General features: G+C 63.7%; 26 protein-coding genes. 14 read left to right on the top strand and 12 right to left on the bottom strand.

Annotation, left to right across the window (positions count from 1 at the left end; all coding sequences use genetic code 11):
- Positions 1–338: 338 nt before the first annotated feature.
- The 3 genes from EAF64_RS15090 (at position 339) to EAF64_RS15080 (ending at position 3,601) form a co-directional block, all read left to right on the top strand.
- Positions 339–890 (top strand): (2Fe-2S)-binding protein, encoded by a 552-nt coding sequence (locus EAF64_RS15090; protein WP_129069809.1) that lies wholly within the window; start codon positions 339–341, stop codon positions 888–890.
- Positions 887–3,340, top strand: a complete 2,454-nt coding sequence (locus EAF64_RS15085; RefSeq protein ID WP_129069808.1) for a xanthine dehydrogenase family protein molybdopterin-binding subunit — start codon at positions 887–889, stop codon at positions 3,338–3,340. Before EAF64_RS15090 ends, EAF64_RS15085 begins: the two co-directional genes overlap by 4 nt.
- A gap of 72 nt (positions 3,341–3,412) precedes the next feature.
- On the top strand, positions 3,413–3,601 hold the full coding sequence (locus tag EAF64_RS15080) for a 30S ribosomal protein S17e (protein ID WP_227738999.1): 189 nt from the start codon (positions 3,413–3,415) through the stop codon (positions 3,599–3,601).
- Positions 3,602–3,613: 12 nt separating this feature from the next.
- Here the strand turns inward: EAF64_RS15080 and EAF64_RS15075 are convergent, their stop codons facing one another.
- The 3 genes from EAF64_RS15075 to EAF64_RS15070 all read right to left on the bottom strand — a co-directional run bounded on the left by EAF64_RS15075 (position 3,614) and on the right by EAF64_RS15070 (position 6,651).
- Complete coding sequence (locus EAF64_RS15075) at positions 3,614–4,987, bottom strand: dihydroorotase (RefSeq protein WP_129069806.1); 1,374 nt, start codon at positions 4,985–4,987, stop codon at positions 3,614–3,616.
- A 3-nt stretch (positions 4,988–4,990) separates the two neighbouring features.
- Positions 4,991–5,137, bottom strand: a complete 147-nt coding sequence (locus EAF64_RS21085) for a hypothetical protein (protein ID WP_193767710.1) — start codon at positions 5,135–5,137, stop codon at positions 4,991–4,993.
- 95 nt (positions 5,138–5,232) lie between these two features.
- Positions 5,233–6,651, bottom strand: a complete 1,419-nt coding sequence (locus tag EAF64_RS15070; RefSeq protein WP_129069805.1) for a uracil-xanthine permease family protein — start codon at positions 6,649–6,651, stop codon at positions 5,233–5,235.
- Positions 6,652–6,946: 295 nt separating this feature from the next.
- Here EAF64_RS15070 and uraD point away from each other — a divergent pair, with 295 nt between their 5' ends.
- The 5 genes from uraD to EAF64_RS15045 all read left to right on the top strand — a co-directional run bounded on the left by uraD (position 6,947) and on the right by EAF64_RS15045 (position 10,893).
- Positions 6,947–7,447 carry a 2-oxo-4-hydroxy-4-carboxy-5-ureidoimidazoline decarboxylase gene (gene uraD, locus EAF64_RS15065; protein ID WP_129069804.1) on the top strand — a complete coding sequence of 167 codons (501 nt, stop codon included), beginning with the start codon at positions 6,947–6,949 and terminating at the stop codon, positions 7,445–7,447.
- A 245-nt stretch (positions 7,448–7,692) separates the two neighbouring features.
- Positions 7,693–8,661, top strand: coding sequence for a factor-independent urate hydroxylase (pucL, locus tag EAF64_RS15060; RefSeq protein WP_227738998.1), 969 nt, complete (start codon positions 7,693–7,695; stop codon positions 8,659–8,661).
- Positions 8,658–9,008, top strand: a complete 351-nt coding sequence (gene uraH, locus EAF64_RS15055) for a hydroxyisourate hydrolase (protein WP_129069803.1) — start codon at positions 8,658–8,660, stop codon at positions 9,006–9,008. The genes pucL and uraH overlap by 4 nt, the downstream gene beginning before the upstream one ends.
- 99 nt (positions 9,009–9,107) lie before the next feature.
- A complete protein-coding gene (locus tag EAF64_RS15050; protein WP_129069802.1) occupies positions 9,108–10,397 on the top strand; it encodes a Zn-dependent hydrolase in 1,290 nt (429 codons plus the stop codon).
- Positions 10,398–10,473: 76 nt separating this feature from the next.
- Positions 10,474–10,893: a DUF3830 family protein gene (locus EAF64_RS15045; protein WP_129069801.1), complete on the top strand. Its 420-nt coding sequence runs from the start codon at positions 10,474–10,476 to the stop codon at positions 10,891–10,893.
- 239 nt (positions 10,894–11,132) lie between these two features.
- Here EAF64_RS15045 and EAF64_RS15040 read toward each other — a convergent pair whose 3' ends face one another.
- The 5 genes from EAF64_RS15040 to proC all read right to left on the bottom strand — a co-directional run bounded on the left by EAF64_RS15040 (position 11,133) and on the right by proC (position 15,758).
- Positions 11,133–11,543 carry a hypothetical protein gene (locus EAF64_RS15040; protein WP_129069800.1) on the bottom strand — a complete coding sequence of 137 codons (411 nt, stop codon included), beginning with the start codon at positions 11,541–11,543 and terminating at the stop codon, positions 11,133–11,135.
- Positions 11,540–12,379, bottom strand: coding sequence for a ParA family protein (locus tag EAF64_RS15035; protein ID WP_129069799.1), 840 nt, complete (start codon positions 12,377–12,379; stop codon positions 11,540–11,542). The genes EAF64_RS15040 and EAF64_RS15035 overlap by 4 nt, the downstream gene beginning before the upstream one ends.
- Before the next feature lie 428 nt (positions 12,380–12,807).
- Complete coding sequence (locus tag EAF64_RS15030; RefSeq protein WP_129069798.1) at positions 12,808–14,139, bottom strand: glutamate-5-semialdehyde dehydrogenase; 1,332 nt, start codon at positions 14,137–14,139, stop codon at positions 12,808–12,810.
- Positions 14,132–14,989, bottom strand: a complete 858-nt coding sequence (gene proB / locus EAF64_RS15025) for a glutamate 5-kinase (protein WP_129069797.1) — start codon at positions 14,987–14,989, stop codon at positions 14,132–14,134. The genes EAF64_RS15030 and proB overlap by 8 nt, the downstream gene beginning before the upstream one ends.
- The gene (gene proC / locus EAF64_RS15020; protein ID WP_129069796.1) at positions 14,982–15,758 is read right to left on the bottom strand and encodes a pyrroline-5-carboxylate reductase; all 777 of its coding nucleotides are present in this window, start codon (positions 15,756–15,758) and stop codon (positions 14,982–14,984) included. Before proC ends, proB begins: the two co-directional genes overlap by 8 nt.
- Positions 15,759–16,428: 670 nt before the next feature.
- Between proC and EAF64_RS15015 the strand changes: the two genes are divergently transcribed.
- Positions 16,429–18,060, top strand: coding sequence for a sensor histidine kinase (locus tag EAF64_RS15015; protein WP_129069795.1), 1,632 nt, complete (start codon positions 16,429–16,431; stop codon positions 18,058–18,060).
- Between the two features lie 36 nt (positions 18,061–18,096).
- Here the strand turns inward: EAF64_RS15015 and EAF64_RS15010 are convergent, their stop codons facing one another.
- A complete protein-coding gene (locus EAF64_RS15010) occupies positions 18,097–19,293 on the bottom strand; it encodes a PQQ-dependent sugar dehydrogenase (RefSeq protein ID WP_129069794.1) in 1,197 nt (398 codons plus the stop codon).
- A gap of 191 nt (positions 19,294–19,484) precedes the next feature.
- Between EAF64_RS15010 and EAF64_RS15005 the strand changes: the two genes are divergently transcribed.
- Complete coding sequence (locus EAF64_RS15005; protein ID WP_129069793.1) at positions 19,485–19,952, top strand: hypothetical protein; 468 nt, start codon at positions 19,485–19,487, stop codon at positions 19,950–19,952.
- 13 nt (positions 19,953–19,965) lie between these two features.
- On the opposite strand, the gene EAF64_RS15000 is transcribed toward EAF64_RS15005, so the two are convergent.
- Positions 19,966–20,847 carry an NAD(P)H-binding protein gene (locus EAF64_RS15000; protein ID WP_129069792.1) on the bottom strand — a complete coding sequence of 294 codons (882 nt, stop codon included), beginning with the start codon at positions 20,845–20,847 and terminating at the stop codon, positions 19,966–19,968.
- 195 nt (positions 20,848–21,042) lie between these two features.
- Here EAF64_RS15000 and uvsE point away from each other — a divergent pair, with 195 nt between their 5' ends.
- Positions 21,043–21,939 carry a UV DNA damage repair endonuclease UvsE gene (gene uvsE / locus EAF64_RS14995; protein ID WP_129069915.1) on the top strand — a complete coding sequence of 299 codons (897 nt, stop codon included), beginning with the start codon at positions 21,043–21,045 and terminating at the stop codon, positions 21,937–21,939.
- Positions 21,940–21,980: 41 nt separating this feature from the next.
- Here uvsE and EAF64_RS21080 read toward each other — a convergent pair whose 3' ends face one another.
- Entirely contained in the window at positions 21,981–22,157 is a 177-nt protein-coding gene (locus EAF64_RS21080) for a hypothetical protein (RefSeq protein WP_193767709.1), read from the bottom strand.
- Positions 22,158–22,533: 376 nt separating this feature from the next.
- Here EAF64_RS21080 and EAF64_RS14990 point away from each other — a divergent pair, with 376 nt between their 5' ends.
- Complete coding sequence (locus EAF64_RS14990) at positions 22,534–22,971, top strand: hypothetical protein (RefSeq protein WP_129069791.1); 438 nt, start codon at positions 22,534–22,536, stop codon at positions 22,969–22,971.
- A 1,254-nt stretch (positions 22,972–24,225) separates the two neighbouring features.
- Positions 24,226–24,567, top strand: a complete 342-nt coding sequence (locus EAF64_RS14985; protein WP_129069790.1) for a hypothetical protein — start codon at positions 24,226–24,228, stop codon at positions 24,565–24,567.
- 193 nt (positions 24,568–24,760) lie between these two features.
- On the opposite strand, the gene EAF64_RS21075 is transcribed toward EAF64_RS14985, so the two are convergent.
- Entirely contained in the window at positions 24,761–24,925 is a 165-nt protein-coding gene (locus EAF64_RS21075) for a hypothetical protein (protein ID WP_193767708.1), read from the bottom strand.
- A 273-nt stretch (positions 24,926–25,198) separates the two neighbouring features.
- Here EAF64_RS21075 and EAF64_RS21685 point away from each other — a divergent pair, with 273 nt between their 5' ends.
- Entirely contained in the window at positions 25,199–25,465 is a 267-nt protein-coding gene (locus tag EAF64_RS21685) for a winged helix-turn-helix domain-containing protein (RefSeq protein WP_227738996.1), read from the top strand.
- The last annotated feature ends 381 nt before the right edge of the window (positions 25,466–25,846 follow it).

Genomic DNA, 25,846 nt, shown 5'->3' with positions numbered 1-25,846 from the left:
GCACCGGTGGCGGCGGTCCACCCTGGGTCCCACGCTGTGGGATAACGTTCTCGGGAGAGTCACCGTCGTCGACGCCTGCCCACCGGTGGGGGCCGGCATCCCCAGCCCGCATCGATCGATAATTTACAAACAAATGAGAATATGCCCAGAAACAATCGATTTGTCTCTATTTTCGATGCTAAGATTAAAAACCCTCTCACGAGTACGGCGAACCATGAGAGACGTAGGAATATCGAGCACGGACGCGACGTCGGCGGGAGGAGTTGAACCGCTGCGTGTCCCGACCCACGACCGAGACCGCCACAGCGCCTTCGAAGGGGGTCGCTGACGGGACACCCATGGACGTCGAACTCACGCTGAACGGCGAAGACGTAACGCTCACCGCGGCTCAGTCGGACACGCTGCTCGACGCGCTTCGAGGTGCCGGCTACACCGGGACGAAACGCGGCTGTGGAACGGGTGACTGCGGATTCTGTACCGTCGCAGTCGACGGCGAGTCGGTGAAGTCGTGTCTCCAGCCGGTCGCTCGCGTGGAGGGTGCGACCGTCGAGACCATCGAGAACCTGGGAACGCAGGACGAACTGCATCCCGTCCAGGCTGCCTTCGTCGACAACGCGGCGCTGCAGTGTGGCTTCTGCATTCCCGGGATGATCATGCGCGTGACGCAGTTACTCGAATCGAATCCCGACCCCGACGAGAGGGAGATCCGGGAGGCGCTGTCGGGTAACATCTGTCGCTGCACTGGCTACGAGAAGATCGTCGACGCGGTGCAAGACGCCGCGACGCGGTTGTCGAACGACGGGGCGGTGGTCTCCGACGGCGGCCGTCCCGTCTCGTCGAACCGATCGTGTGTGGACTGCGGTGGTTGCCACGGTGGTGACGGCGAATGAGTCGGACCGAAGACGGAGACGAAGAGACGACGCCGGACGGAGCGTCCCAGACCGATGCACCACCAGTGGAGTTCGAGGAGGGACCGGACAACAGGCGGGGCCCCGACGAACTCACCGCCGTGTCGAGTCGCGAGGAGAAAGCCGACGCGCGGAAGATCGTCACCGGGGAGGCGAAGTACACGGCGGATTACGCCCGGGAGTTCCCGGACCTCGCAGCGGCCAAAGTTCTCCGCTCGACGGTCGCCAACGGCGTCGTCACGGCGATCGACACGAGCGCCGCCGAGGAGATGGACGGTGTCTACGCCGTCGTCACACCCGACTCGCCCGAGGTGCCGAACGATCCCTACACCTCGGCGGGGCAGTCCTATCCCGAGCCGTCACCCTACGACCTGCGTGTCCTGCGCAAACGGGTCCGGTACGTCGGCGATCCGATCGCCGCCGTCGCCGCCGAAGACGTCGCGACCGCCAGTGCCGCCGTGCAAGCCATCGACGTCACCTACGACGAACGTGACGCGGTGTTCGATGCCGAGACGGCGATCGAGCCGGACGCGCCGCGCATCCACGACCCCGAGCGCGTCGAGAACCACCAGCCCGGGGCCGACTACGAGCGGAACATCGAGGCCCACGCCGAGGGCGAGATCGGCGACGTCGATGGCGCTTTCGAGGCAGCAGCCGACCGGTCGGACCTGACGGTCGTCGAGACGGAGTGGGCGACGCCACACCAGTCTCACTGCGTCGGCGAACCGCACACCACCATCGCACGGCGCGATCAGGACGACCGGTACCACTTCATCACGAGCACACAGGTCCCCTATCACGCACGCCGACAGCTGGCACGGCTGTTCGACGTGCCGATCCGGGATATCCGTGTGACCAAACCGCGGATCGGTGGCGGCTTCGGCGGCAAACAGTCCATCGTCCTCGAACCGATCGCGCTGGCGCTCACGATGGCGACCGACCGCCCGGTCAAACTGGAGGCCACACGGAAAGAAGAGTTCCACGCGATGCGGGTCCGTCGGCCCGCCTCGATCACGGTCCGCAGCGTCGTGACCGACGAGGGTGACCTCGAAGCGATCGACATGTCCGTGCTCACGAACTCCGGCGCGTACGGGTCCCACGGACTGACGGCGTCCGGTGCCATCGGCAAGAAACAGCTGGCCCTGTACACCCACACGCCCAACATCCGGCTCGAGATGACCGCCGCTCACACGAACCTCCCCGTCGCCGGCGCGATGCGCGGCTACGGGGCGCCTCAGGGGCACTTCGCACTCGAAGGGCACATGGACGCGGTCGCCCGTGAGCTCGGGATGGATCCCCTCGAATTTCGCTCACGAAACGTCATCGGGGAAGGCGATCTCGACGTCGCTTCGAGCATCCTCAAGGAAGGCGACGGGGAGATCAAAGGCGGTGCACGCCGGGTCCGTTCGTGTGGCCTCCCGGAGTGTATCGAACGGGGCAAGGCGGCGATCGGATGGGGTGACGTCGAGCAGCCGGACGCGCCCCACCTTCACCGGGGCATCGGCGCCGCGCTGACGATCCAGAGCAGTGGGGTTCCGAACGACGAACTCGGTGCCGCACACATCAAGATGAACGAAGACGGTTCGTTCATCCTCCAGACGGGGGCCGTGGACATCGGGACGGGTGCCGACACCGCCATGGCACAGATCGCGGCCGAAATCCTCGGTGCCCGGCCCGAGGACATCCTCGTCCAGCCATCGGATACCGACGTCTCCCCCTTCGATTACGGGGCCTACGCCTCCTCGACGACGTACGTGACGGGCACGGCGGTGAAGAAGGCGGCCCAGGACGCCCGCGAGCAACTGTTCGACTTCGCCGCGCGGATGCTCGGGGAGCCCCGCGACACGCTCACTGCCCGCGACGGCGCGGTCTACGCCGAGCGGTCCGGCGAGTCGGTCTCGCTCGAAGCGATCGGATACGAGTCCATCTACGGCGACGAGGAACGGGCCCAGGTGATGGGCGAGGCGAGCCACAGCACACCCGAATCACCCCCACCGTTCGGCGCGCAGTTCGCCGACGTTACCGTCGACGAGCGGACCGGCGAGTTCGAGGTTCACGACCTCGTGTACGCTATCGACTGTGGTACCGTCATCAATCCCGACCTCGCCGAAGGACAGGTGACCGGGGCGATGCACATGAGCTACGAGTTGGCGGTGGGCAGTGGCTTCTCGTTCGACGACGACGGCCAGCCCGAGGTCGTCGGGTTCGGCGATTACGGCATCCCGAAAGCCGACACCCAGCCGCCACTGACGCCCATCTTCGTGGAGACACACGAACCGAGCGGGCCGTTCGGGGCGAAAGCCGTCGCCGAGATTCCGACCAACGGCGTGCCGCCAGCGTTGAGCAACGCGATCCGTGACGCAGTCGGTGTTCGCATCGACGACCTCCCGATCACTGCCGAGAAGATCAGGGCCGCACTCGACGCCGAGTGATCGGCCCGTCCGGCGGTTCCCCGCGCTCGACGACGCGAAAGAACTATGCGCGATGCCGAGCAACCGAGTGACGTGACGCTGGATTCCGAGGAGATCATCGACATCGGAGAGACGCTCGTACAGCGCCACCCGGATCGGTTCACCGACGATTTCGAGGAGAACAAACACCGTGTGGCGAACCTGACCGAAGTCGAGTCCAGACGCGTCCGCAACCGTATCTCCGGGTACATCACCAGACAGATGAGAGAGCAGTCGAACTGAGCCGTATCCCCGTCAGTCCCAACTGGGTAGCACACGGCGTCGGAACTCACCGTGGCCCGGTTCGGCGACGATCTCGCCATCCTCAGCGACCAGCGTTCCACGGACGAACGTCTGCTGGACCCGTCCCGTTACCTCCCGGCCGTCGTAGATCGAGTAGTCGGCGTTCGAGTGGTTTCGCTCCGCGGAGATCGTGTAGGTCTCCTCGGGATCGAAGACCACGATATCGGCGTCGGCGCCGGGTTCGATCCGACCCTTCCTCGGGAGACCGAACGTGCGCGCCGGGTTGGTACACATGAGTGCGACGAGTTCCGGATACGAGAAGCCGCGTCGAGTGACGGCTTCGTCGTGGAACACGGGGAGACTGCGCTGGAGGCCGTTGACGCCGAACGCACTCTCCCACCAGGGACCGCCCTCCTTGCGACTGCGCGGGAGCGGGACGTGGTCGGTCGAGACGACCGAGAGCGTCCCGTCCCGGAGGTGCTCGAACAGGGCGTCGATGTCGTGCGGTGTCCGGAGCGGCGGAGACATGATGGCGCGGTTCCCGAGGCGTTCGTACAGCGACTCGTCGAAGACGGTGTAGTGCGTACAGGTCTCGGCTCTGACGTTCGAGCCGTCGGTCCGTACCGACGCGATGGCGTCGGCGGCGGCCGCCGAGGTCGTGTGGACGCCATAGTACTTCGCGTCGGCGGCGGCGGCCAGCCGCGCGACCGAGTCGGCAGCCATCGCCTCGGCGTAGTCGGGTCGCGACCGTGGATAGTTGGCTGTCGACTCGCCGGATGGCGCCGACTTCACCGCCTCTGTGCGCTGCTCACAGACGGCGTAGTCCTCGGTGTGGACCATGCCCACGGCGCCCAGGTCCGCGAGTGTTCGGAACACCTCCCCGACGAACCCGGTGGACAGCCGGATGTCGTCGGTCGTGAACATCTTGAACGAGGTCACGCCGTCCGCGACGAGGCCGGAGAGTTCGTCGAGGACTGCGGTCGTCTCCTGGGTTATGACGGGGTGTAGACCGTAATCGATGACCGGGGCCGCCTGATCGCGGTGGCGTTCGACGGCTTCGGACAGGGACGCCGTCGTGTCCCAGTCGCCGTCGTCCCACCCTTGCCACGCGAAGTTCAGGAAGGTCGTGACGCCGCCGGCAGCGGCGGCTTTCGAGCCGGTCTCGTACGAGTCGATCGAGTTGTAGCCGGCGACGTGGACGTGCGGGTCGACGACGCCGGGGAGGACGAGGTCGCCGTCGACGTCGATCCGACGGTCCGCCTCGGGGAAGACCTGCTCTTCCGCCACGCCGACGATGGTCCCGTCGTCGATGCCGACCGCGGCGTCGACGGTGGTCTCGGCCGTCACGACCGTCCCGCCGGTGAGCAGTGTATCGATGGCGGCCATCGGTTACGAGTGGCGCTCCGTTCGGTCGTCTCCCGAAATGGACGTGCGCTCCACGGGACTCTCGAAAGCGACAGCGGTCCGGAGCGAGCGACCGACGACGCCGGCCACCTGACCGCGGTTCCCGCTGTCTGCATCGTGAATCAGTCTCATGGGGGAGCGGACTCCGTCGCGAATCTTCATAGCTTCGACCCACACAGCGGGCGTGTCCGGGTGTGTCGGAGGTGTTGTGCTCCGTGTGCCGGGACTCAGTCGTCGTCGGGGGAGGGCGCCGGGTCGGGGATGTCCTCCTCCACGTTGGTCGGCGTCTCGGGCGCGAGCCCAGTGGTGTACTCGGTCGGCCCCGCACCGACGCCGCCACCGGGAATCACGATGTTGAGCACCAGCGCGGTGAAGCCGCCGGTCACGAGCGCGGAGCCGAACAGCGTCTGGATCTCACTCGGGAACTGCTGGAGGACTTCGGGGCGGAACGCGACGCCGAGCCCCAGCGCCATCGACAGCGCGAGGATCGTCGAGTTCCGGTGATCGAGCGTGACGTTCTGGGTGACGATCCGGGCGCCCGAGGAGAAGATCATCGCGAACAGGATCAACGCACCACCGCCCAGGACCGCGTCGGGCATCGCGGAGACGACGGCGCCGACTTTCGGGACGAATCCCAGGATCAGCAGGGCGACCCCGCCGATCCCGACGACGTAGCGGCTCGCGACGCCCGTGAAGTTGACGAGGCCGACGTTCTGGGAAAAGGACGTGTTCGGGAGCGCGTTGAAGATGGCGCCGAACGCGCTCATAACGCCGTCTGCGATGAGTCCACCGCGCATTTCTTCCTGCGTCGCGTCCCGGCCCGTGGCGGAGACGGTCCCGGAGATGTCACCGATGGTCTCCATGCCGGTGATCACGTAGAGAAACGCCACGGTGACGATCGCGCTGGGCTCGAAGGCGATTCCGTACTTCAGCGGGACGGGAACGGTCACCCACCCGGCCGACGCGACGGCCGACAGGTCGACGACGCCCAGCGCGAGCGCGGCGACGTACCCGACGACGATGCCGACGAAGACGCTGATGACCCGGAGAAACCCCTCGAAGAACTGGTTGAGGCCGACGGTCACGACGAGGACCAGTCCCGCGAGGCCGAGGTTCGTGAAAGAGCCGTACCCGGGTGCCGACGGCCCGGCGGAGGCCCCTGCCGCGTAGTTCATGCCGGTCGGGATCAGCGTCAACCCGATGAGCATGACGACGATGCCGGTCACCAGGGGCGGGAAGTACTCCCGGAACCGATCGAGCGAGACCCCCATGACCATCTCCACGGGTGCGGCGATCAGTGCCGCTCCGAACACTGCCGCGAGCCCGTACTGGTTCCCGACTGCGATGAGTGGCCCCAGGAACGCGAAACTCGTTCCCATGACGATGGGAAGTTTCGCACCGACCGGCCCGATCGGAAACGCCTGGACGAGCGTCGCCACACCGGCGACGATCAACGCCATCTGGACCAGGAACGTCGTCTCACCCGTGACGGATCCCACCGCGCCCGCGAGTATCAGCGGGGGCGCGACGTTCCCAAGGAACATCGCCAGTACGTGCTGGATGCCGAGCGGGACCGCCTCCCCGAGCGGTGGTCTGTCCTCGATGTCGTACAGCACGACCGAACTGCCGTCGTTCGAACTTGCCATGTGCACTCGTGCCAAACCCGATCACTTCAAATCTTTCTTTATACACATAATATTCGGAAATCTGTGTCGATTGCGTCGCTATAACCGACTATTAGTTGTTTTATCTCGAACGAAGCTGCCATATCGGAAAAACATGCCTGCTCGGGAGTCGCGGGGCTGTCGTGGCGTCGGTTCGGGCCTGTACACGACACACGCCACACGTGTGTGCCACAGATCGCCAGTCCGGTGCTGTGGTCCGTTCGGGAGGGGGGTGATGCGAGCGATTAAGTAGCGAGTGTGCGGAGACCACCGACGGATGAGTGAGTACACGATCGACGAGTTGAACGATCTGGACGAAACGTCCTTCGTGGACGTGCTCGGTGAAGTCTACGAGACTTCGCCGTGGGTCGCGGAACGGAGCTGGTCGGACCGGCCGTTCGAATCCCTCGAAGCTCTCCACGAGAGCATGCGTAACGCCGTCGAGGAGGCTCCACGGGCGAAACGACTCGAACTCCTGCGCGCACATCCCGACCTCGGGGACCGGACCGAGATGACCGACGCCTCCGAGGCGGAGCAAGCGTCGGCCGGTCTCGATTCACTCTCGCCCGACCAGTACGAGACCTTCCAGCGGCTCAACGAGACGTACCGCGAGCGCTTTGGCTTCCCGTTCATCATGGCTGTGAAAAACGAGTCACCCGACGCGATCCAGGCCGCCATGGAAGACCGAATCGAGAACACCGAAGAGGTGGAGTTCCGAACCGCTCTGGACCAGGTTCACCGGATCGCGCGGCTACGGCTCGAGGACCTGCTCGCGTAGCCGGCCGATCCGACGAATGCGAGCCTGGAAATACCTGTGGTTCCTTTGCCACAGCGTGCCCGAGTATCTGTATATATTTGGAATATTCGGACAGTTGCGGTGGATCGAGAGCTAAGACAAAATATTTTGTACCCTGGGCGGGCAGATCGAACCGGAATATGACGGTAGGCAGCACGCAGACTCAGAAGCGACGGCACAGCGGCCGGAAAGCGCACGTCGGACCTGTCGGGAGGGATCGATAACGTATGGTCGCGGACGGACCCAGCTCCGGCCAGGAGCGGACGATGAATTACGGGAAGGAACACGTCGCGGTCTATCGGACCTACGCCACCGCCCTGGACGGTGTACGGACGATTCCGGAGTCGGAGTTCGACGGTCGTGACAACACCCTCTTGGGCATGGAGGTTCGCGTCCAGGTCGCAGGGGAGGAGTTCCTGCCGTCGTTCAGCGAGGGCGACAACAGCAAGGTGGTCGCGACGGACACGATGAAGAACTTCATCCACCACCACATGGGTGAGTACGAGGGTGCCACGGTCGAAGGGTTCCTCGAGTTCGTGGGCCGGAAGTTCCTGGAGACCTACTCACAGATGGAAACCGTGCAGGTGTCGGCCGACGAGCTCCCCTTCGAGGAGCGGATGGTTCCCGGCGAGGATGGATTCGAGCCGAGCGATCTCGTCTTCCGTGTCGCCGATGGCGAGTCCGGATTCGGCCACGTGGTCCTCAGCCGCAGCGACGACGGCCCGGTCGTCGAGGAGCAAAAGAGCGGCGTGACCGACATCGAACTCGTGAAAGTGAAGGACAACTCCTTCACCGGCTACGTCCAGGACGAGTACACGACCCTGCCCGAGCGGGAGAACCGGACGCTGTACGTGGGCATGGATATTTACTGGACGTACGCCGAGGCCGCCGACGCGCTGGGCGAGGACCCGGAGCGGTACGTCCCGCCCGAGCAGGTCTCGGACATCGCGCAGGTGGTGTTCGACGAGTACGACGTGAACTCGATCCAGGACCTGATCTACCGGATCGGGGAACGCACGCTCGAACGGTTCCCGCAGCTGGAATCGGTCAGTTTCGAGGCGAACAACCGCACCTGGCTCAAGGTTCGTGACGACCTGGAGGGCGACGCGAAGGTACTCCGTGAGCCGCCTCGCCCCACCGGATTCCAGCAGTTCTCGATGGACCACAGCGATCTCGAGGAGGGCACGCCGGAATGAGCGCCGGATTGACGACACACGTCCTCGACACGAGCCGTGAGGGACCCGCCGATGGCGTCGTGGTGACGCTGAGACGGCTGCCGTCCGACGGCGAACCGGAGACGATCAGTCAGGGGACAACCAACGACGACGGTCGACTCGACGACCCGCTCCTGACGGAGACGGAGATCGAGCCCGGGACGTACGAACTGGAGTTCGACGTCGGGGCCTACTACAGAGAGGGCCCGAGCGAATCCACGTTTCTGGAGACGGTCCCGGTACGGTTCGTCGTCGACGACGCCGACGAACACTATCACGTTCCGCTCCTGTTGTCCCCCGGGGGCTACACGACCTACAGGGGGAGCTAACGGAGTGACGATCACAGGGACGCCGACCATGGCACGAACGGCTCCGATTCGGATCGTCGAGTACCACACGGTCGCGAGAGCACCCGCCGGGTCGAACCCATGACGGGGTCCCGATTCCCGATCGATGGCGACCGCCTTCGACGAGACATCGAGGACAACGCGCAGTTCGGTGCCGTCCCGACCGACGAGGGCCGCGGCCGGACAGTGCTTCCGGGGACGAAGCCGAACCAGCGTGCCCGGGAACACCTGGTCGACCGCATGATAGTCGCCGGACTGGACGTCACCGTCGACGCCGTCGGGAACGTCGCCGGCACGTGGCGCCCGGACGGGTGTGACCCGTCCGCGGCACCGGTCGCCGTCGGGAGTCACCTCGATTCGGTGCCCTCCGGCGGCATCTTCGACGGCCCACTCGGCGTCTACGCAGGCCTCGAAGCGGTTCGGGCGATGCAGGACGCCGGCACTACCCCGACCCGGCCGATACAGGTCGTCTCGTTCACCGGTGAGGAGGGAACGCGGTTCTCGGACGGTGTCCTCGGGTCCTCGGTCGCCGCCGGCCTCACTGAGACGGAGACAGCGCTGGAACGTACAGACGACGGGGAGACGCTCCGGGACGCACTACTGGAAATCGGCTTTCAGGGTGAGGGGCGTCTCGACGCCGGCGACTGGCACGCATGGCTGGAACTCCACGTCGAACAGACCGACCGTCTCGAAGAGATGGGGGTCACGGCCGGCGTCGTGACGACGATCGCCGGGACGACCCGTCTGCACGGGACGATCGAAGGCGAGGCCGATCACACCGGCACGACGTCGATGGCGGATCGGACCGACGCCCTCGCGGCCGCAAGCGAGTTCGTCCTCGCCGTGGAGCAGGCGGCGCGAACCGAAGCCGAACGGACCGATACGACCGTCGCGACGGTCGGTGAGCTGTCGGTCGACCCCGGCGTCGTCAACGTCGTCCCCGGCGAGGTCGAGTTCAGTATCGACATCCGTGACGTCGAGAAACCCGTGATCGACCGTCTCGTCACCCACGCCGAGGAGACACTCCAGGCGCTCGAGACCGACCGCGGTGTCGAGACGACACTCGACCGCTCGTACGACGTCCCACCAGTCGACATGGCACCGACTTGCCGAACCGCGCTCCACGAGGCCGGCCGGTCACTCGACGTCGAAACCGTCGACGTCCACTCGGGTGCAGGTCACGACACGATGCAGGTCGCCACCGCGACCGACGCCGGCCTGTTGTTCGCCCCGTCCAGGGGCGGCCACTCACACAACCCCCTCGAGTGGACCGACTGGCACGATTGTGCCGTCACCACTAGCCTCCTGACCGAAGCACTGTCCACGCTCGCGAACAGCGAAGATACCGCGCACCCATCACAGCACTCATGACACGACTGCCCCGACGAACCTCAGCGACAGTAACGGCCATCGAACACACCGCCGCGCACCCCCCAGAGAGGCCAGCATGAGCGAACTGGAACTCGTCGTCGACGGCGACGTGTTGTCGGCGGCGTTGCTACCCGATGCAGCACCGGAGTCGGTCGCCGCAGTCAGGGAGTTCACGCCACTCGAGACCGAGTTGCTGCACGTTCGATGGAGCGGCCACGCCACCTGGATCAACATCGACGGGATCGACCTCCCCGAGATCCCACGCGAGAACCACACCGTCTACCCGTCGTACGGTGATCTCCTGCTCTACCCTGGCTACAGGAACGAACAGGAGATTCTGGTACCCTGTGGTCCGACCTGCTTCAAGAGTCCGGCCGGTGAGCTGGCCGGGAACCACTTCGCGACACTCGACACACCGCGAGACGAACTGGCCGAACTCGAAGAACGGACCCTGCGCGAGGGTGCCCTCGACGCCACACTCCGTATCAGCGAGTGAGTGCTCTCGCCACCGAACCACGACGGGCTTCACGCAGGCGAGTCTCCTCCCGGCGGACGGCCTTCACCCCGTCACCTCGACTCCATAGGCAGTACACTTTCCCAACTCCCACTACGGGCTGGCACCGGTGCCGTTCGCGGAGTAGCACGACCTGGTGAACACCTTCCGACCGCGCAGCGACGCACCGGACTCGCCGGGCCACTCCTCGTCGTCGCCGGTATCACACTCCAGCTCTGACCTCAGTCCCAGCCGTACCCCCACTCTCCGAGTTTCGCTTCGAGGAGGTCCGGATGTTCCTGCGCCACCGCCACGGCGGCCTCCATCACGTCCGTCCGATAGACGTTCTCACCGAATCGATCCTCGAGTTCGCCGACCAGTTCCGGAATCCCGTCTTCGACCTCGTCTCGGAGGAAGATCGGTCGCTGTTGTCTGCCGTCTTTGACCGTATCGCGGGCGTAGATGTAGGGGAGACGGCCCGGTTCCGAACCGCTCTCGTCGTCTGAGTCCGCGGCGTCCGATTCCTCGGCCGTGCCCCCAGCCGTGGTGTCCTGTGACGGTGTCGCCTCCGGGTCGGCTACCGTGGTCTCCTCGGTGTCCGTGTCCGTCGCGGTGTCGTCCGCGAACGGATCGTCGGTCGAGCCCTGTTTCATGCCGGCACCTCCGTCTGCAGTCGGATGTGCTCGGCGAGCTCGTCGAGCTTCTCCAACGTCTCCAGCTCGTGGTCGCGCTCGCGGTCACGATGCTCCTCGACGTAGCGGTAGGCCGTACATTGCTCCGCCCAGCAGCCTTCGAGCATCGACGAGCGTTCCCGCAACGTTACCGGAATGTCCCAGCCGTCCTCCTGGAGCGTCTCCAGGAACCGATCCTGGTCGTTCATCCCCTTGTACCGGTTGGGAACGACCGCCAGGACGCCGACCTCGATGTCGAGGTTCGCTTCGAGTCCACCCACGAGTTGATCGAGTCCCTGGACTGACTCGTACCCCTTCCCCGAGGGCTCGAAGGGAATGACCACGTGACGGGTGGTGTGTATCGCGTTATGCAGTTTAATGTCGGCCGTCGCCGGCGGATCGACGATCAGCGTGTCGTACGTCTCGTGAACGCCCGCTTCTCTGAGTACACGCAACAGCTGCTTGTTGGGGTTGAACGTCTCGCCGAAGTCCGCCGCCTCTTCCTCCCGACGACGCAGGTGTTTCGAGGCGTACTCGAGGATATTGTGTGCCGGAACGATGTCGATCCCCTCGCTGGTCCGGACGAGCTCCTCGAACGGTCCTCGCGGCCGGTCGATCATGTGCCGAAGCAGGCTATCCGCTTCCGAATCGTTCCGTCGATCCGCGACGTCCAGGAGGTGTGAGAGTGATGCCTCCTGTGTATCCAGGTCGATGACGAGTACGTCTCGACCCGCACGCACCTCCGCCTTCGCCAGGTTCGCGGCGAGTGTCGTCTTCCCCACGCCGCCCGCCTCGCTGTATACCGTGTACGCCAACATACGCGACACGTTGCGGCGATTAACTATAAAGGTAAGTCAGACGGTATAGCTATAGCGTATAGCTAAACCGGTTTACTCTTCCCGTATCGAGGGCACCGGGACCGTTAGCTGGAACCGTTCAGCTGGTCGCATCCACTGGTCGGTCTATCTGTACCACCTGGCTACAATACTCGGATGGGCCGGACGACTGTACCACCCAATCGAACTATCTGGGCGGACCAGCCGGATGCACTACTCAGATGTGCTGTCGAACTATACTATCTGGATATGCTGTCTAGATAGTCCACTCAGCTATACTATCTGAATAGGCAAGCCAACTAATCGGTATAGCTATACCGGTCAGCTATTATGGGTAGTCGATCCAGTTCGAGGGCTGTCTGTTCGGCTGTCGCTCATCTCCGAAAACGGACGCCCGGCCGCGATCTCGACTATTCGTCTTCGAGTCGGCCGGGCGTCCACTCGCCATCGAAGGACTCGTGGGAGAACGGTGTGGCGTCTTCACCTGCGTAGGTGGCCACGAGGTGGCCGTCACCCTCGAGGTAGTACTTGTAGGTCGTCAGTCCCGCCAGGCCGACGGGACCCCGAGCGTGGATCTTCCCGGTCGAGATGCCGACCTCTGCGCCGAGACCGTAGCGATATCCGTCGGCGAAGCGCGTCGAGGCGTTGTGGAAGACGCTCGCGGCGTCGATGCCAGTCATGAACAGCTCGGCGGCCTCGGCGTCTTCGGTGACGATCGACTCGGTGTGTTTCGAGCCGTGAGCGTTGATGTGTTCGACAGCCTCGTACACGTCCGAGACGATCTTGATCGACAGTTCGAGGTCCCCGTACTCGCTGTCCCAGTCGTCGTCGGTCGCGTCGCCCACGTCGACGATTTCCCGTGTCGCAGCGTCACCGCGGAGTTCGACCCCTGCCTCCTCGTACCGCTCGACGATGGTGGGGAGGAATTCCGCTGCGACGTCGTCGTCGACCAGCAGCGTCTCCACGGCGTTGCAGACCGCTGGGTACTGCACCTTCGCGTCGAATGCGATGTCCGCTGCCATGTCGAGGTCGGCGGCTTCGTCCACGTAGACGTGGCACACCCCCTCCGTGTGGCCGAGGACGGGAATCTGTGTGTTGTCCTGGATGTACGAGACGAACTCCGAGGAGCCACGGGGCATGAGCAGGTCGACCCTGTCGTCCAGCTCTAGCAACTGGTCGACCTCCTCGTGGGCTTCGATGAGCTGGACCCACCCGTCGGGCAACTCGGCGGTCGCCTCCCTGATCAGTTCGTAGAGGACGCGGTTGGATTCACTGGCTTCGCTGCCACCTTTGAGGATGACGGCGTTGCCGGATTTGAGCGCGAGTGCGGCGATCTGGACCAGCGCGTCCGGCCGTGACTCGAAGATCGTTCCGACGACGCCGATCGGGACCGCCACCTCGTACAGTTCGAGGCCGTCGTCCAGTTCCCGGGCCTCGAGGGTCTCACCTAGTGGGTCCGACTGCTCGGCGACGCTCTCGACCATCTCGGCGATGCTCTCGAGTTTCCCGTCGTCGAGTTCGAGACGGTCGACGAGTGCCTGCGTGTACTCGCCCTGTTCCAGCATGGCTTCGGCCTCTTCGACGTCGGCGGCGTTCGCGTCGAGGAGCTCCTCGGCGTGGTCTCTGATGGCGTCGGCGATCGACGCCAGTGCCGCGTCGCGCGTCGCTTCGTCGACGTTCGCCAGTTTCAGTGCTGCCTGCTGTGCCTCCGTGACCTGGGATTCGGTGTCGTACTCAGTCATCTGTGGCTCCGTTTATCGGCACGAATATTGTCCCTGCTGATTTGCCAGTCGCGATTCGCTCCAGCACGTCCGGTTCCTGTGACCCCGCGATGATGGCTGGCATCCCGTGTTCGCTCGCGTCACGAGCGCCTTCGACTTTCGTCCGGATGCCACCGAACTCGGCGGTCGTACTCTCGTCCACGAGTGACTGGACGGCGTCGTAGTTGGCTTCGACGGCCTCGATCAGTTCGGCGTCGGGGTCGTGTTTGGGGTTGCCGGTGTACACGCCGTCGACGTCGGTCAGTGTCACCAGCAGATCGACGTCCATCCCGATCGCCACCGACGCCGACAGCATATCGTTGTCACCGATCTGTATCTCCTCGGTCGCGATGGCGTCGTTCTCGTTGATTATGGGGACGATGCCCCAGTCGAACAGCGTCTCGATCGTGTTGCGGACGTTGGTGAACCGTTCGGGGTTGGTCAGGTCGTGCTCGGTGAGCAATATCTGGGCGACCGTCTGGTCGTACCGGTCGAAACTCTGCGTGTAATGGCGCATCAGGTGGCTCTGACCGACGGTCGACAGCGCCTGACTCTCCTCGAGGGTCCCGGTTTCGATCTCCGCACTGTTGAGCATCCCCTTCCCGGCACCCACTGCACCCGACGACACCAGCAGGACCTCCTTGCCTCGGCTCCGGAGATCCATGATGTCGCTGACCAGTTTGTCGAGTTTCACACGGTCGAGCCGTGAATCGTCGTCCGTCAGGGAGTTCGTCCCCGCCTTGACGATCACACGGTCCGCCGCGGCGGCCTGCTCACGCGCCTGCTCGACGGTGTCGCTGCCCACGGTTTCGGTGAGGGTGGAATCACTCATCCTGAAATTGTGTGCTCAGTTCGCGCGACCGCTCCTCGGCGGCGGCGACGGCCTCGATAACGGCCTGGTCGGCGTCACTATCCCACAGAACCTCCATCCCCTCGATGGTGGTCCCGTTCGGCGAACAGACGGCGTCGATGAGTTCCGAGACACTCCGTTCGTCGTTGAGGACCGTCTCGGCGGCACCCTTGAACGTCTGCGCCGCCAGCGTCTCGGCTTGCTCCGGGTCGAGACCCCCGTCGATGCCGGCCTGCTTCACCGCGTCGATGAGGTAGAACGCGAAGGCCGGCCCGCTACCGTTGACGGCCGTCGAGATATCCATGTGGTCTTCGTCGATCTCGGCGAACTCGCCGACGGCGTCGAGCATCTCACGCACCTCGTCTGTGATGCCTGTCTCGGTTGCCGCGGCGGCCATGTCACCGCTTTCCGCCGCGAGGTTCGGCATGATCCGGACGACGGTGGCGTCCGTCCGATCGGCGACGTACGCCCGCGGAACACCCGCGGCGATAGTGACCAGCGACTGGTCCCCACGCAGGTCGAGGTCTTCGAGGACTGCGTCGACCGCTTTCGGTTTCACCGCCAGCACGACGATGTCGGCCTCTCGAGCGGCGGCGATGTCGTCGGTCGTCCGGTCTGCGTCGTCGGCGACCGCAGCCAGCGCGTCCGGATCGAGATCGATCGCCGTCACGTCGTAGTCGTCGGTCATCGCGAGCCCGGCCACCAAGGCCCCGCCCATGTTTCCGCAACCGACTACACTCACTGTGGTCATGCTATGTGAACAAGACAGACGGTGGGACATACGACCTGCGGTTCCGTCCTCGAGTGGAGACCATCTCGATCGAGCAGTGTGGCTGTGTCGCAGTCCCGGACCCTGATGATACGGACGAGCCACACGGTCCATCTACGGCCGATGACGCCCGTTCGATCGGTCGAGACGGGTCGGGTCTCCCCGCTGGCTTTCCTTCGGCCGTCGCCCGTCGGTCCGGTCGGCGCGGTACCAGGAATCGGCGAGACACCCGAGAAGCAACACCGTCACGGCCCCCAGTAGTAGCACAGGAACGGGTGCCGCGACTGCTGTCAGAGCGGTCGCTACCCCGACGTTAGCACAGCCGAGGGCGATCGGATAGAGTGGAATACCGTGGTCGGTCATCCGTACACCGAGCTCGGGCACCGAATAGTAAAACTGGGCTGGCGGTGTTTCAGGGCGAGAGACACCCCGTCCACGCCGTTCGGATTCGACCCCGACGCGTCGCCCGACCGGCCGGTGCTCGTGGCGTCGATCGAGGCGACGACAGCCTGTCGGTTCCGATACTGCAGTGCAGTCGTCGACCGTCGGCGGGGCGTGACCGCGGTCCGTGGAGCTCGTGCAGGTGCCGGGTTCCGTCCGAATACGGTCGGTCCACAACCGCTTTGACACTGAGGACATCCAACACGATACGGTGATTCAACTCGATCCGTGGGCGCTGTTCGAGATCGGTATTCCAGCGGCGAGTGGCGGTGTCGCCGGGGTAGTGGGGGTGACGGTGTACCGACGGCTCCGGCACGGCGATGCTCGCACCGGACTCGCCAGGCCCTACGTCGTCCTCGCCGTGGTGGTGTCGCTCCTCGGGATCGGGTACGCCGGTCTACACGCGGCGACGCCGCTCTGGAACCTGCCGCTGGGGTCCGGCATCCTCCTGTTGGCCGTTCCGTGGACGACGTTCGCAGCACGGTACATCGGGATCGGGCGGTACGTCACACTCGGACGGGTGTTCGCGGGGATCCTGGCCGTGACGGTCCTCGTCGGCGTAAACGTCTTCGGACGGTTGATACAGGAAGGGTGGATCACGACCTCGCTGGTGGGGAACGAGGCGCTCCAGACGCTCGAAACGGCACAGTCGGTGGTCACACTCGCGCTCCTGACGCTCGTGTTCGGACTGATCGGGGGAGTCGTCGTCGCGACGTATCGACACGACCGACTGTCGACGGTGCAGGGTCTCCTCGTCGTGCTACCGATCGCCGGGTTCATCTTTACCGTTCAGACGACTCGCCCTGCGACGCCGCTTTTGAACGACGTGCTGATCGGGAGTACGTTCCTCGTGGTCGCCGCTGGCCTCACGCTGGGGGTCACTCGATACGATGTGGTGACGCGTGTCCCCGCGACCCGGCGACTGGGTGAGCGGGCGGCACTGACGGAGACCGACGAGGCGATTGTCGTCCTCGACGACCGGGCACGGGTGGTCCGAGTCAACGAACCGGCCGAGCGAATGTTCGGCGGCGCACAGACGCTGGCCGATGTCACCGACCACTCGGTGACGTCCCTGACCGAGCACGATACCATCACCTGCCGGACGACGGCGGGCCGCAGACAGTTCGAACCCAGCGTCTCGCCGCTCGTCGACGGGTACGAGGAGACGTTCGGATACACCGTCATGTTGATCGACGTGACGGACCGCGAGATACGGCGCCAGCGACTGGCGGTGCTCAACCGTATTCTCCGTCACAACGTCAGGAACGAACTGGACGTGATCCGGGCGCACGCGGAGGAGGTCGACCTCGCCCCGGCGGTCGACGGGGTGGACAGGCTGAGCGCACTGAGCGAGCAGGCACGGCGAATCCAAGACCTCATGGAGCGATCCGCGGCCGACCGAACCGAAGTCAGGTTACGCCCGCATCTGGAAGCTGTCGTCGCCGACGCGACGGCCGGTGTGAGCGCCGACGTGACCGTCACTGCCCCCGACGTGAGCGTAACCATCGATCCGGAGCGGTGCCGGTACGTGATCGACCACCTCGTCGAGAACGCTGTCGAGCACAACGACGGGGAGTCCCCACGCGTCGTGGTTCGTGCAGAACGGACGGAGGCGGACGTCCGTCTCGTCGTCGCGGACGACGGTCCGGGGATTCCGGAGTCGGAACGAGCGGTGATCGAAGCTGGCGGCGAGACACCTCTCGAACACGCCAGTAGCCTGGGCCTCTGGGGGACCAACTGGGCCGTCCAGAGCATGGGCGGGTCGCTCTCGTTCGACGAGAGCGACCTCGGTGGGACAGCCGTGACGGTCTCCCTCACAGACGTGGCAGTCCTCGACGCGTGACAAAGAGGGAGCAGCCGAGCGGGGCGTATCGAGCACTCACTCGGCGGGCGCGATCCGGTATAGCGGCGCACTGTCCGCGTCGACCGCCGCGTAGAGGGTCCCGGAAACGGGCGATACCGTCACGTCACGGATCCGCTGGTCGCGGTCGGCGAGGAGCGGTTCCACCTCGGTGACCTCGCGACCGTCGACAGTGAAGTGTGCGAGGTACCGTTTCGCCAGCCCGGCGACGAACAGGTCACCGCGCCAGTCGGGGAACGCGTCACCGTCGTAGAAACTGGTGCCGCTGGGCGGGAAGCCGCCACTCCCGCAGGGCCACCCGTAGACCGGGCCGATGACGTCCTCGCGGTCGGCGTGTGAGACGCCGACGGGGTCGTCGGTCCCGTACTCACAGGAGTTGTCCGCGACGGGCCAGCCGTAGTTCCCACCCGCCTCGAGGACGTTGATCTCGTCGCCGTCACGCTCGCCGTATTCCGTCTCCCACACCGCGCCCGTCTCGGGATGGACCGCGAGTCCCTGCGGGTTCCGGTTGCCGTAGGTGAACACTGCATCCGAGGCGTCCGGATCGTCGACGAACGGGTTCGAGTCCGGGATCGACCCGTCCTCGCGCAGTCGCAACACCGACCCGAGGTCGTCCCCCAGTCGCTGCCCGACGTGATCCGGGCCGAAGTCCTTGAACTGTCTGTCACCGACGCTCACGTAGAGGTACCCCTCGGGACCGAAAACCGCCCGCGAGCCGTAGTGGCCGGTCGACTCGACGAACGGGCGAGCGGTGTAGACCGGCTCGAAGTCGGCGAGTCGACCACTGTCACGGTCCAGCCGTCCGCGACCGACGCGCGTGGTCGAACCCCCCTCACCAGCGACGGAATAGGTGAGGTAGACGAGTCGATTCGTCTCGAATTCGGGGTGGGTCGTCACGTCCAGCAAACCACCCTGTCCCCGATCGTAAACGTCCGGAACGCCGGCCAGCGTGGTTCGCTCGCCGGTTTCGGGCGTCGTCAGCAGGAGCCGTCCGGCCTGTTCGGTCACCAGTAGCCCCGACTCGTCGGGGAGGAAGGCGAGCCCCCAGGGATTCGAGAGGTCGGTCAGTGCCTCGGTAACCGAGACGCCGGTGGGGGAACCCCCGGACGGGCCCGATCCGGAGCCTCCTTCGAGCACGCCGGAACAGCCCGCTACAGCGCCGGAAGCGGCGACCGCGACGAGCAGGCGGCGACGGGACACGCGCGAATCGGTCATGCGCAACGGTTGGTCGCACAGTCACATCATTGTGTGGAAACCCACCCGAAACTCCACGTCCGGTTCACTCGTCTGCATCGCCGAACTCCCCGCTCCCCTTTCGCGGCGAGGCTGGGAGGCGACCGCCTCGGTGGACAGCCGAACGGATTCGTCCGGCGGCCGAATACCGATCGTGTGAATCAACCAGCGGTATGTCCACGGAGCCCCTGGTGACGATCATGGACCTCACGGACGAGCACGAACGCGCGCTCCAGGTACTCGCCCACGGTCGGTCGAACACGCATCACGTCTGCCAACAGGCCGACCTCGACGAGCGGAGCGTGAAGGCGGTCCTCGCGGACCTCTGTGGGGCGCATCTCGTCGTCGAAGTCGACCGCGACCTCTACCAGATCACACGATCCGGCCGGGAGGCGCTCGAAGGCGACTACCCCGTCGAGGTCGGATTCCTCCAGGCGAGCGACGTCATCCACGACGCGCCGAACATAAAGACCGTCAGACTCCGCGGTGACCGTGGGTTCGCCGAGGTGCAAGTCGACGCGACGTCCGTCCACGCACTGGCCGACGCGCTCGCGGAAGTGCTCGCCGAGACACACGGCGAGACGGACCTCTCGGCGGTCACCGGAAGTGGGTCGGACGACGAGCAGAGTGACCGACGGTGACGGCCTCTGGTCGTCACTCGGCGAGTGCCTGCCGGATCGCCTCGTCGACGGGCGTCCGGTCGATGGGAACGACCGCCTGCAGGTCCCGCTCCGGGTCGACCGTCACCGGGTTGCGCATACTCTCGACGAGCGGCCGCGCGATGGCGTACTTGACGTCCGTCGTCAGCCGGAGCCAGTGCGAAGAGAGTTCCGGCGACATGACTGGAACCGGGACGATGCGGATTCGCTTGCCCTTCTGCTCGGCGGTCACGTTTAGCAGGGACTCGTAGGTCCACTCGGACTCTGCGCCGATGTCGTAGATGCCGCCGCGGGTCTCGGGGGCGTCCAGCACGCCGACGAGGTACTCGACGGCGTCGCCGACGCCGATGGGCTGACACGGCGTCCGAACCCACTTCGGGACCGTCATGAGCGGGAGCCTGTCGGTGAGATCGTCGACGATACGGAAACTGGAACTCCCTGCCCCGATGATTATCGCCGCCCGCAGGACGGTGAGGTCGAACGTCCCGGATTCCAAGACCGACTCCACCTCCCGGCGAGAGGCCAGGTGTGGCGACAGGTCACGCTCGTCGCCGCTGATACCGCTCAGGTACACCACCCTGTCGACGCCGGCCGCCGAGGCCCGCTCACGGAACCGGCGTGCGTACGTCCGGTCCAGATCGGCAAAGTTCTCGGCCGTCAACGAGTGGATCAGGTAGTACGCCACGTCGATATCGTCACAGAAGCCCGCCAGTGACGCTGGCTCTGCGAAGTCGCCGTTGAACACCTCGACCCCGGTTGGGAAGTCCGACGGCGTGGCGCTCCTGGAGAAAGCCACGACTTCGTGCTCCGCCTCGACCAGCGCTTCGACGAGTCGGCTGCCGACGAACCCGGTTGCACCCACAACGAGAACCCGCATTGGTTTCGAAAGGCGCCGCTACCAGATGCATCTTGTGGCGCTACCCTCGGCGCTGGCCGCCCACCCAGGGACACGTGGTGTCGGCCACACCCCGGAAGCCGTCAGTGAGCGACCGGCCCGCACCGTCGCAGAGCCCGGCAGTGACGATCGGTGGCGATCCGGGGAGCTATCCAGACGGCGCTCGTACTGGCGGCCATGCTCGGGTACGCGGCGATGAACCACACGCTTCGGGACCGAGACCAACCGCGTCGGTGCAACCGCGACATGCACGAGTCCACCTGGGAGTCAGAGGGCATCGAATACGCGGCCACGCTCACAGAGCGAAACTTCGCCGATCTCGAACGCATCCTCGAGTGGAACCTCGACCACGACATCCGGTTCTATCGCTGTAGTTCGAAGCTGGTCCCGTGGAACTCCCAGTTCCAGCTCACGGACCTCCCCAACTACGAGCGGGTTCGCAGCATCGCGCAACGGTGTGGCAATCTCGTCAGGAACAACGACATGCGTCTTACCTTCCACCCGAGCCACTGGTGCAAGCTGGCGAGCGAATCCGAGGGAACCGTCGAGCGTTCAGTCGAGTCGGTCGCTCACCACGGCCGGTGGCTGGATTTGCTGGGACTCCCACGCTCACCCCGGTACGCGATCAACGTCCACATCGGCGCCCACTACGGCGACAAGGTCGCCACCGCCGAGCGGTTCTGCAGTGTCGTCGAGGACCTCCCCCCACGTGCCCGCGAGCGACTCGTCGTCGAAAACGACGACACGCGATCACTGTGGAGCGTCGCGGAGCTCGTCAACCAGGTGGCCGACAGAGTCGGCATCCCGGTCACCTTCGACTATCACCATCACTCGTTCACAGACCGCGGAACCACATACCGCGAAGGGTTCGCCCTTTGCCGGGACACCTGGGACGGCGTCCGGCCGATCGCCCACTACTCCGAGCCCGCACGCCTCCACGGCGACCCGGAGGCACGACCACAGGATCACGCCGAACACGTCGCCGGCGTCCCCGACTGGCTCAGTGCGCGGGCGGACGTGATGCTGGAGAGCTACGGGAAAGAGCGGACGCTGTTGAAACTCCGGGGCGGGTAGATCACAGCCGGTAACGGAGAACGTGTCGCCGACGGGCGCGGTCAGGCACCGCCGACGGAATCGGTGCCGTCGTCGCCCCGTCGGGCGACCACGATACCGGTGACGAAGAGGACACCCGCCAGGCCGAACAGCCCGAGTTTGAGAAGTCGTCCCGAAACGAGAAACCCCCCGCCGGCTACCAGTGCGGCTGTCGCGTGCAAAATCGCCGTTTGGTTCATACCCACCAGACGGGTTCCGCGCGAAAAAGGTACACGATAGCTCCGCGCCGTTTCGCGGAGGCAGGTTGCACCCCATCCCCTCGACGTGCAGTGGATGGGACCACAGACGATCGCCGATACGGATATCAGTGCCCTCCGCGAGCGGTACAGCGAGCTGGTCCACGGGACGTCCGTGGCGACCCCACTACGGTCGTCGGGGTCGGGACTCCCGACCCTCATCGCCTGCGTACTGGACCCCATCGCAGTTGTACATACGTCAAGAGGTATGGTTCCGACCAGCGTAGCAGTGGTACGAGCGACCGATCGGATCGAACCGTCCTCTCCACGTCGGCAGGGGACGGTCGACTACACGTGAACCGCAGGCCGGCGGAGCAACGTGCACGGCCTCGTCGACGCACTGATCGACGCCGGCGAAGAGCTTGGTTTCGAGGTCGAACTCGTCGCCCCCGACCAGTGGGAGCACGGGTCGAGTAAGGGCATCTGTAAGCGTCGCAGTCCCGTGACGATACACTCGGTCATCGAAGTTCGGGACCGGGACGACAGTGCCGACCTCCCTCGGGCACTGATCCACGAGATCGCTCACGCGATTCTCCACTCCGAGCCGGACGAGGAAGAAGCCAAACTCGACGCCGAAGCCGAGGCGTCGCCCACGTCGTCTCTCGGCACTTCGGCCTCGGTGCAGCAAACTCCCGGTTCTACCTTTGATCGGTATCGATCCAAGAAAAGTGTAGCTACAGATATAATTTGGACTAATGGAACAACTGGACGAGTCACGTCGCCCCAGATCTACCAGTATTCTAAAATAAACGATTGATATTACAAATAGAGTACATAACAGCCCGGCAATGAATCTCAGGACGGTCCAATATGTATCATTCAGTATCTCAACCACTGACGACTAGGGGGTTATATCGAGCAATTGTAAAAATGCTCGTTATATAATTTTCGGGATAGGATCCGAAGAAATCGTTCAATTCAGTAGCTAACGTGACCGTAAACAGTTCTGAAAGCGCCACCATCGACAACGCTACGCTGTGAATCTGTGAACTATCCAGACGGATGGGACGATCGCATCCGGTTCGGATTACGACTATCCGAACTCATCACTCGATCTGCCCCATTTCGAGTCTCTCCATCCGGTACGAGCTCTTCCGGTCTGAGTAATGGGAACACAGATTGAACAACCGATACATCGAACGTCCTATCGGGGAATCAAAACATGATGCACTTCCTTTTACATATGTCGGCTCCGTGACCATCTCATGAGATCGGTTCCCTATGCCAGCCGAATTTGGCTCTAGCCGTTCGACAGATGATCCCCAGAATTCAAACAATGTTACAGGTCTCGATCTCTTCGTTGGTAAGTGAAGAGGCTGGAGCAAGCGGTATATCCCATAGGGGGCTCAGCACAATCCACTGTCCAACTTGTATGCAGTAACTTCATTATCTGTAGTTGATTGTTGCTCTCCACGAAGTCGGTCGACACTGAGACAGAACCCCGTCTATCGATCCAGAACCAGATAGCGGAGGACTCAATCGAATTTCGGGGCCTCGACCGTTTAGTTGGCGGGAATACCGCTGGCAAAACCAGTACCCTATCCGCGGTACGGTTCCTGCTCAGGGAAAAGAAGAAGCCAAACGACGATGCGCTCTTTTGACAAAAACGGGATGACGAAGTCGTCGAAGTGAGAGGTTTTTCGAGATAAGTTCCGAGGGTTTGGAGAGAGTCAAAGACACCGAAAAAGGAACGCGATCAGAAATATTCATATTTCTGAGTATGATTCCTATGATAGGGTTCTGGGAATTTGTCGCCAGTTCGACGGTGAGGAAGATTTTAGTCCATCGTTCAATATTTTGCAGAGAGTTCCACAAGAAGAAGCTTTGCGGAAAACCCTCGATCGAGGAGGTACGGAACGGTCTCTGGGAGAAGCAGAAACCAGACCCGAAGTATTCAAAAGCCGATTAACGGAGCGAGATGGTGGACCGTTACGAACGATTGGCAGACAGCATCCCCAGAGAAAAGCAGCGCAACGAGGGCATCTGAATCAGCAAGCACCAGGAACATGTAATGCAGTACGAGGAAGAACTCGCCCTGACAATTGCACCCACTGACTTCCCCCAAGGTTCGATAACGGCCGTTCACGAAGATATTCTCCCCGATGTCATCACGATCCCGGCGGTCAAAGAGATGGGTTCAACCACAAAGCGCGGCGGTGAAGTAGGAGAACTGGTCGACGCGACCTCCGAGGGTGTCGAAGAAGAACTCAACGAGAAACTGGAAGCACGGCTGGGGGCTTCGAGTTTCAAGACCATGACGGCAGCAGGAAAATCGAGAATCACAGTACAGAGCACCTCAGTGAGACGTTCGATGACCGCGAGGTCTTCTTTGACTTCCCAAGTGTCTCGATGAACTATATTTCTCCGGTGCAGACATCAAAAATGTCGAGAAACACCTCGAGGGGTCACTCTCCAAAGAAAACGTCGGCGAGGGTGTCGAACGTACTTTCATTTTCAGTCTCCTGTGAAGACCTGCCGACCTCCAACAAGGACACCCACTGGGTGGTGTCCGTACGGTTTCGCAGTGCGTCGAGGAGGGCTGACTGTTACTCGACGGTGATTTCGAGGTTGTCGACGCGAGATTCAGCGTTTCGTCGGCCCTGGCGCTCACGTTCGAGGTCCGTCTGGTGTTGGTCGATCTGGTCTCGTTGGGCCTCGACGGTGGCCTCGAGGTCAGCGATTCGGGCTTCGAGGGTTCCGAGGTCCGTCATCGGTGGCCGCCCGTGGTGGGTGTGGTTGCGAACGATGCGACCGGGCGTTTGGGGATTTCACCACCCCCACGAGTATATCCAAACATGGCTTCGTCCGACAAGCGAGCCCACACGGCGGCCCGCTGGATCGGGTCGTCTTTTGCACCTGCTGCGTAGACGACTATCCGCAGTGGAGCCCAATTGGCATCTCGAAGAGAGACGACCTATTTGTTGTGTAAGCACAGCATAATTCGTACAAATTTATCTTGTAGTCGTGGCGCTGTAGATGGAGACGTGTCAGATCGCCGTGGTCCAGACCCCACTGTCGAGGACGAGACGTTCCTACTGGAGATTCATTTGGCGTACAAACCAGCTCTTGGAACAACGGAAGTAGCCGAACGGGTGGGACTCAGCCAACAGGCAACTTCCAAGCGATTGCAACGTCTTGAAGACTATCGGTTGGTGGAATCTGACAAAATCGGAAATGCGCGTGTCTGGTGGCTCACGGATGACGGGCGTCGTCAGCTAGATCCCGAAGAAAACGAATCATCGGGCCAGTAGATCCATGGACCACCGCCAACGCGTGCCCGATTACGCTCACCACGCTCGTCGAGTGGTCTTTATCGCTGTCGAACTCGCCAATCTGAGAGTCCAACCGGTCAGCGACACCACTTGCGGTTGCAAATGGTTCGGACGCTTTGGCGATAGCATCGATTAATTCCCGATCACTCACAGTCGGGTCTGGTCCTTTCGTGGCCATCTGATCGCATCTGAGATAAGTTGTAGTGGGACAACAGTAGTATGGCTGTGCTCCCACAACAGTTTGCTACGGAGTCCTGGCTCTTTTGGGCGGTTCCTTGTAGAAAGACGCCCGCCTGCTAGAGACAGGCGAGCTGGGGTTCCAAACGGGATTCGAACCCATAGCAACGAACACACGCACTG

This window comes from Halorientalis pallida (assembly GCF_004118325.1).
In the GTDB taxonomy this organism is placed as follows: domain Archaea; phylum Halobacteriota; class Halobacteria; order Halobacteriales; family Haloarculaceae; genus Halorientalis; species Halorientalis pallida.
The sequence above is the reverse complement of the archived record's forward strand: the minus strand, read 5'-3'. Positions and strand labels throughout refer to the sequence as shown.